Origin of the sequence: Novipirellula sp. (genome assembly GCF_041583735.1) — a bacterium.
GTDB lineage: Bacteria > Planctomycetota > Planctomycetia > Pirellulales > Pirellulaceae > Novipirellula.
In genome coordinates this window covers 1-7,065 of the sequence record NZ_JBFHFD010000451.1, presented here as the reverse complement: position 1 = coordinate 7,065, position 7,065 = coordinate 1, and the positions used below count along the sequence as shown (strand labels likewise).

The following is a 7,065-nucleotide window of genomic DNA, read 5'->3' as shown; positions in this document are numbered from 1 at the left end:
AGCGGAAGAGACGAAGATCGCAGAACTTCATCAGGAGATCGCAGGCACCGCGACCACCGTCTCGGAAACAAAACAGGCGTTGGTTGCCATGCGTTTGCGAAGCGAAGCCGACCAATTGCTAAAGGAACGGCTGCAAGGGGTTCGCCAAGCGATCGAATCAGAGAGTTTTGAGGAAGCGAGACGCAAACTGAATGAAATACCCGAATCGCTTCAAGGCTGGGAAACAGCGGTTCTGTCCTCGCTCGCCGATCAACGGCAAGCGAAGATCAAAGTTCGCACAATCGACTTGTCTTTATTAGGAAACGACTTTGGGACGCCACAATGGCATTGGGGTACCACCGATTCGCCTGACAAGTTTTTGTTGTTTCAGGCGGCGCAGTCGACGACCAAGTTGTTGATGATCGATTTTGCCTCGGCGTCAGCGGTCGACATCGGCGTGATTGGATCGGTCAACGATGTGTGCTTCAGCGAACAACGCGGATCGCTGACGCTTGCATCGGCGAGCCGCATTTCACGATGGACGACGGTGGCAAATCAGCAGCCTTTTGAGGAGCTACTGTATGCGGTATCTCCACCGGCGAATTCATTGTGGAGCATCGATCAGATGATCGTTCATCCACGGCATGGGACGGTCTATGCGGCCGTCAGTGTTTCGAATCCCTACGAGTTGATGCAGTCAGGATCCGCTGTCAATTACCGAGTCGCCGCTCGATTGCAACGAATCAAACGTGCCGAAGAACAACGCAAATTAGAGAGCCCCTTGATCGATCGTCATGCGAACGAGTGGTTTGATTCGTTCCGTTTGATGCGAATGAATGGCGACAAACCGGGTGTGATTTGGGAGCGGTATAACGACACTTCTGCAAAACTAGCGCTCCAACGATTTCTCAACGATCGAAGTCAGACGTGGGGATCTGCAGAGATTATTCGGATCGAGACACCGTCGATCGGTGATGTCTATTCCGAGTCTGGAAAACATCACCTTGCTATCATGGCAAGTTATCAAGTGGGTCTGCGTGCCAGGCCGCGTCCGGGGTTGCCCCTCAAAGCCCCTCACAATGAGATCATGACGATCATGGTGCCAATCTCCAATCGCGACCCAAATACGATCTTGCCAACGAAAGTGTTTGTCACCAGTCAGGATTGGTGGACATTGAACCGGGGGCAGATCGGTGCGAGTTCGCTCTCGCTTCGAGAGCGACCGGGAAGTTCGCGATCGACATGGATTGTGCCTTCCGAAATATCCGAACCGATGACCGAGGACGCTGCCGTCCTTGCAACTCGCAACCGTGTCGGCAGCAGCGTTTTGGTGGTTGATTCCGCAACGATCAACCGACTTCGAGGCCCTTTAGTTTGGCAATCCGAAATACCGCTCCACCGCTTTGCCCCGACACTTCGCTGGGTCACCTGTTATGCCGACGAAGGTGAATTGATGTTTGGCGAAATTGGCAAAGATGATTTTCATGCCATAGCATCGCTGGAGCACGAAGGAATCGGCAAATCGATGCAATTGACTGCGGACGCTCGCTATTTGTTTCGCAAAAATTCAAACTCGATCGAGTTTGTTGACATGGAACATCTCGTTCCTGTGGCGGTGCGGGATCCAGGGGACGAGCCGAGTCTGGAGGCGGATCCGTGAGCAACGATGTCAAAATTGAGCTGCCATCGCGATTCCAATTCAACCGTAAATTGGGGACCGGGCGTACGGCCCATGTCGTGCTGGCCAAGGATCAGGAACTGCATCGCGAGGTCGCCATTAAACTGATTTCGATTCGCACGTCCAGAACCGACGCGGTCGCGGCAAGCGTCAAGCTTGATTCCGATTCTCGTCACCGAGGCAGACGTGAAGTCGATCTGGCGTGTCGATTGCGGCATCCCCACATTGTTGCCGCTTATGACTTTTTCGAAACGCGATCGGCGATGGGATTGGTCCAGCAGGCGATCGAGGGAAGTGATTGGGCAGCCGAGTCCTCGCGTGCGAGCGAACGCGAGCAGGTGTCGCGAATGCGTAAATTGGCCTTGGCGGTTCATTACATTCACGAACAAGGCTGGGCCCACGGCGACATCAAACCCGAGAATGTGTTGGTCGATGCAGATGGAGAACCGTACCTCTGTGACTTTGGCAGCGCCCGTCTTTTGACTCATTCCGGCGTTGCGGTTCGCGATGATCACGTCGCCTCGGTTGAAATTGAGATCAACGGCACGCCCGCCTATATGGCACCGGAATGCGCGTCGGGACAGTCGCCCGCAAGCGTTGCTGCGGACGTTTACTCGTTGGGGATGTTGTTGATTGATCGGTTGACGGGGAGTTGTCCTTTTAGCGGAACGCCCGCAGCGATTCTTGACGCGGTCGTCCATCGTGGCCCACCGCCGCTAATTTCGCTGGGGTATTACCACAATCCGCGGATGCAGGCGATTGTTGACAAAGCGACTTGCCGTGACCCAAGGGATCGCTACCAAACCGCTGCCGCGTTTGCCGAGGATTTGAGCCATTATTTAGACAATCGTCCCTTGCTGGCCAAAGCATCCAGCCAATGGGAACGATGGCGATTGTGGGGCAAACGCAATCCGACAATGCGAGTCTTGAGTGGGCTTTTTGTGTCGGTGCTTGTGTCCGCTATTTTGCTGGTGACGGCCAATTGGCGATCGGCCAACCTGCAAAGCAAACGGTTGATTCAAAGCGAGACCCAACTCAATCTCGAATCGAATGCGTTGCGAAAAAGCGAAAGAGAGCTGACCGCGTTGATCGAGACGCTACGACTGCGGCAGGCGGCAGTGCAGCGTGCCGAATCGCTTTCGATCCAGTTGCGAAACAACGCCGAAGCGACTCAGCTTGAAAGGTTGGCGATGATCGAAAAATCAAAGAAGCTCGAGGCGGATGCCAAGCAGAAAATGCATGCCCTGCAAATGTCGATTGTCAAATCAAAGGCAGCCAATATTCGGTTACAGTCACTCAGTGAACAATCCACCGCCGAGCGGTCACGATTACTTAGTTTTACGAAACAGATCGCTGCCAATGAAAGCCGCGAAGCGATTGAAGCCGCCATCACCTCGATGCAAGCCTCGAACTGGGACGAAATGGAACTATCGCTTTCTGCAGTTCACGATGATTTCCGTGGGTTCTTGTATCACCATCTCTCGATGATCGCGTTTCAGGGAAGCGTAACGCCACGCACTCAGACGTTCGATGTCCCGTTCGACGTTGAAAAAGTGGTCTCGAGTCCCAGTGCTGCTGCGTTGGCCGCATTTTCAAGAGGGGGCCACGGTGTCTGGATCAATAAGGAAAGGCATCGGGTGGTTCCTCTGCCTGCACCCGACGAAATACGCAACGCTCGATCAGAGATCACTGCCACCGCGATTTCCGCCGATGGTAATGACATTGCCATCGGCTGGGACCACAAGGGAAGCTCGCAACGGATCACGACCTACCATGTCGCAGACGATCTGATTCAAATCAAACACGATCATCGGCTATCGCAGAACGTGAACGCGATGCGGTTTGTCGCTGGAAATTTGTATGCGTTGGTCTCGTCGCAAAACGGAGACTCGATTGGCTTGTTTGACCTTCAAACTAAAACCTTGGTTTGGCAGCGCAAAGACGATGCTGACGCAGACGCCCGCACCGGTAACGCAATCATGTTGTTGGAAACACAATGTGATCCCTACTCGACGTTGACGTTTGCGGTTTTCTCAAATAAAACCGCGCCGCAGTTACAGATCGTTTGCATTGACTTTCGTTCCCAAGACGCTCTGCCGATTGTTCACACCTTTGAGCTCGGGAATGTTGATTCGGTGTGGAATTTGACTTCGCTGTTCTTTTCAGATGGTACCGCGATCGGGACGATTAAAGAACAAGCCGTGTCGGTCGAACCTGTGTCACTGCAGTCGCATGATGCGAAAGCGATGAGCCAGCGAAAACAAACGATGCCGATTCGTTTGCGGCGGATGCCCGATGGAAGTGGTGTCGGTTCATCCCCACTCGTCCGCCAAGCGACGATGGTGATGCCTATGCCCGGCGGCGGGATGGGGATGGAAACGGGGAGGGAATTGAGTGACGTCTTTCCTGATTCCATCACGGGGCATCTCGTTTGCATCGATCGCGACCAGTTGGACGTGGTGTCGGTTGCCGAGTCTGAGGATGGGACACCGACGGAGTTGGTTTCGCTGCACTCGTTGCCACTGATCCCATCGATTCGCTATGTGCGAGGGTTGGCGACAGCGGACCATTCTCACTTCGTTCAGCGTGCGGATCACAAACTTGTCTTGCACCCGCTACAGCATCGGCCGAACCGTGTTTACGTCTCGGTCGACGATTTCGTAGCCAACCTTCGCGAGTTCACCGATCGCAACAACCTCGATGCAATTCTGATGCAAGAATGAACTTGCAATGTTGAGCGAGTTCGAGGATGCCGCCGGTGCTAAGTTTCCGAATTCGATCTGGTTTGTCCCAAGGCGGTGGGGGCTGCTAAACCTGGGACGACAACGGCAGAATTGATTTCGCTCTCGCGTGGCGGTGAATGATCTCGTGTCCTAACCAATAGGATGACGGATTGGCGCCCACGCCGCCCGCCCATTACGGCTTGGCGATCCAGCTGCGGATGAGGGTGGTGTCGGCGGTGTTCCAGAGTCTGACTTCGCCGTTCATCGATCCGCTGGCGATCCAACCGTCGTTGGTTTCGCCGGTTTGGCTGCACACCGCGAGCACCCAGTCGCTGTGCCCTGTGTACTGCTGGGAAATCGTGTTGTTACTTAAGTCGATGTTGAGCAGCCGTTTGTCAGAGCACGGAACCAACAGTCGGTTTCCGTTGCGAATCAACTTGAATCCTTCGCCGCCGATGGCGACCTCGACCACCTTCTTGGCACCGTCGATGTCCCAACGATGCATTTTGCCGTCCGTACCTACCGAGACGACTTGCTTGTTTTCAGCCAAAATGGAAACGCCACGCACGGCAGCTCCGTGGCCGGTGTAACTGGATATCAGCTCTCCGGATGCACCATCATAAACCTTGGCCGATTTGTCGCGGCTGGCCGACGCTAGCCGCGTGCCATCATCACTCCAGGCTACGGCGGTTACCCAGTCGGCATGGCTGGCGATGGTGCGGATCTCTTCTAGCGTTGCGACATTCACAATGCGAATCGAAGCGTCGGCTGCGGCGATCGCTAGCTCATCTGCCCCAGGTCGATACGCTAGGTCCAAGACGACATCGTTGGTTCTGGCGACAACCCCTTTGATCTCGCCAGTAGCAAAATCGATCAATCGCACTTCGCCACTGCGTCCTGGTTCGCCACAGCCGACGGCCAGCGTTCGACCATCGGGCGAAAACGCTAAAGCGAACACACGTTGTCCGACATTTTTGATCCGCCGCACGAGACTCGCATCGGCCGTGTTCCAGATCGCCAACTCGTGATAACCCCCCGTGACGAGCTGCGTTCCATCAGGCGAGAACACGGTTGCCGTGATCGGGACCGCTTGAGCGTAGACCTGCGGCGGATCGGCGTACTGCACCGCTGGAATGACCAACGACAGCAATCCGCTGGGATCGTCGCCGTCAAAACTTGCGCCGCCTGCGATCCAGTTTTTGAGCAATTCGATTTGCTCAGCCGTGAGTGGTTCGCTCTCGGCCGGCATCCGCTCGAACTCATCTTCACAAACCACTCGCCGCAATAACTCGCTGACTTGATCGGCGGACTTGGCAATCGGCGGTTCGCCAGAGTCACCCGGCTTGAGCAACTCTGCGTAGGTGTCGACTCGATAGCCGCCTTCGGCTTTCTTAGCACCATGACACGCCAAACAGCGATCAAGCAATATGGGCGCGATATCGCTACGAAAACTCACGGGCGGCACTTCCTCGCTCAATGCCTCGGCGCGAGACAACAGCAGGCTGGACAGCGCAGCGATGATGACGATGACGTATTTCATAAGGTGCTTTCAATGCTGAAACAAAAATTCGTCGGTGTTGAACAAAGCCCAACACACGTCCTCGACTCCGGCGACCGGATCGGGATTTTTGCTGCAATGTTCAACTGCGGCTTTCAATTCAATCTCGCTCGGTGGGCGGCATACGGCCGCCAAGTAAAGCTCGCGGACAACTTCGTCCACCGAATTGCCAGCAGCCAACGATTTGCGGAAACGATTGTTGGCGTCACGCAGTTTCTCGTGGATCACCGGACCATTGAACAATTCAATCGCCATCCCCAAATTGGAATCATCGGCTCGCTCACAGGCACAAACGGTGCTGCGTTCGGGTTGCCCAAACACTTTCAAAAAATCGACCTTCACAACGTCCGGAGCTGGCAATTGAGTCGCCAAAGTGCCCGCCGGCAGACTGCCATAGGTCTGCTTCAAGTCCAGGGTACGATTGATCGCATCGAGCAGTTGTTCGGCACTGAGCAACCGCGGTTCTTGATGCGAAAAATACTTGGTGTCGTCGGCGTTGAACTCGCTCGTTTGATAGCTGGCCTGATACGTGCGGCTGTTCAAGATCACACGCAACAAGTGTTTGCGATCGTATCCACTGTCGACAAAATCTCTTGCCAGTGCATCCAATAGTGGTGCATTCGAAGGTGGATTCGAGTCGCGAAAATCGTCGATCGGATCGACAATCCCGCGTGCAAAAAGTTGGCTCCAAATCCGGTTCGCTTCGATCCTGGCAAAATAGGGATTGTCCGGGTTGACTAACCAAGCGGCGAACGCATCGCGACGGTCCACATCATTGCTTGATTCGATCGTGCCAGTTTGTGGCAACCACGGAGCCATGACTTGGCCAGTCCGGGGTTGTGTCACGTCACCCGAAAAACTGGTGTAGATGAACATCTCGCCGGGCCGTTCGGTGTTGCGTCGCTGCACCCGATTGAAAAAGGCGCCGAGTCCGTAATAGTTGTCTTGGGTCCAACGTTCGAACGGATGATTGTGGCATTTTGCACACTGCAATCTTGCCCCCAAAAACACCTGCGAAATCGTTTCCCCGCATTCGTTCATGTCAGTCGAGGTACGATAGAAAGTCGCAGGCGGGTTCGCCAGAGTGCTGCCGCTGGCGGTCAGCAATTGTTTGGCGAATTCGTCGT

4 protein-coding genes are annotated in these 7,065 nt (G+C 54.7%); 2 read left to right on the top strand and 2 right to left on the bottom strand.

From position 1 onward, the window contains the following. Both ABX962_RS25465 and ABX962_RS25460 read left to right on the top strand, forming a co-directional pair. Positions 1 to 1,639, top strand: a 1,639-nt coding sequence (locus tag ABX962_RS25465) for a hypothetical protein (protein WP_372723527.1), incomplete at its 5' end; no start/stop codon positions are given. Further along, a complete protein-coding gene (locus ABX962_RS25460) occupies positions 1,636 to 4,380 on the top strand; it encodes a serine/threonine protein kinase (RefSeq protein WP_372723525.1) in 2,745 nt (914 codons plus the stop codon). The genes ABX962_RS25465 and ABX962_RS25460, both read left to right, overlap by 4 nt. 193 nt (positions 4,381 to 4,573) lie before the next feature. Here the strand turns inward: ABX962_RS25460 and ABX962_RS25455 are convergent, their stop codons facing one another. Then, on the bottom strand, positions 4,574 to 5,920 hold the full coding sequence (locus tag ABX962_RS25455) for a c-type cytochrome domain-containing protein (protein WP_372723523.1): 1,347 nt from the start codon (positions 5,918 to 5,920) through the stop codon (positions 4,574 to 4,576). 9 nt (positions 5,921 to 5,929) lie between these two features. Beyond that, positions 5,930 to 7,065 (bottom strand): DUF1553 domain-containing protein (locus ABX962_RS25450; protein WP_372723521.1); only part of this gene is annotated, 1,136 nt, incomplete at its 5' end.

Bases quoted from the DNA above. Each gene is read 5' to 3' on its own strand.
- ABX962_RS25455 (WP_372723523.1), bottom strand. From the start codon at position 5,920: ATGAAATACGTCATCGTCATCATCGCTGCGCTGTCCAGCCTGCTGTTG.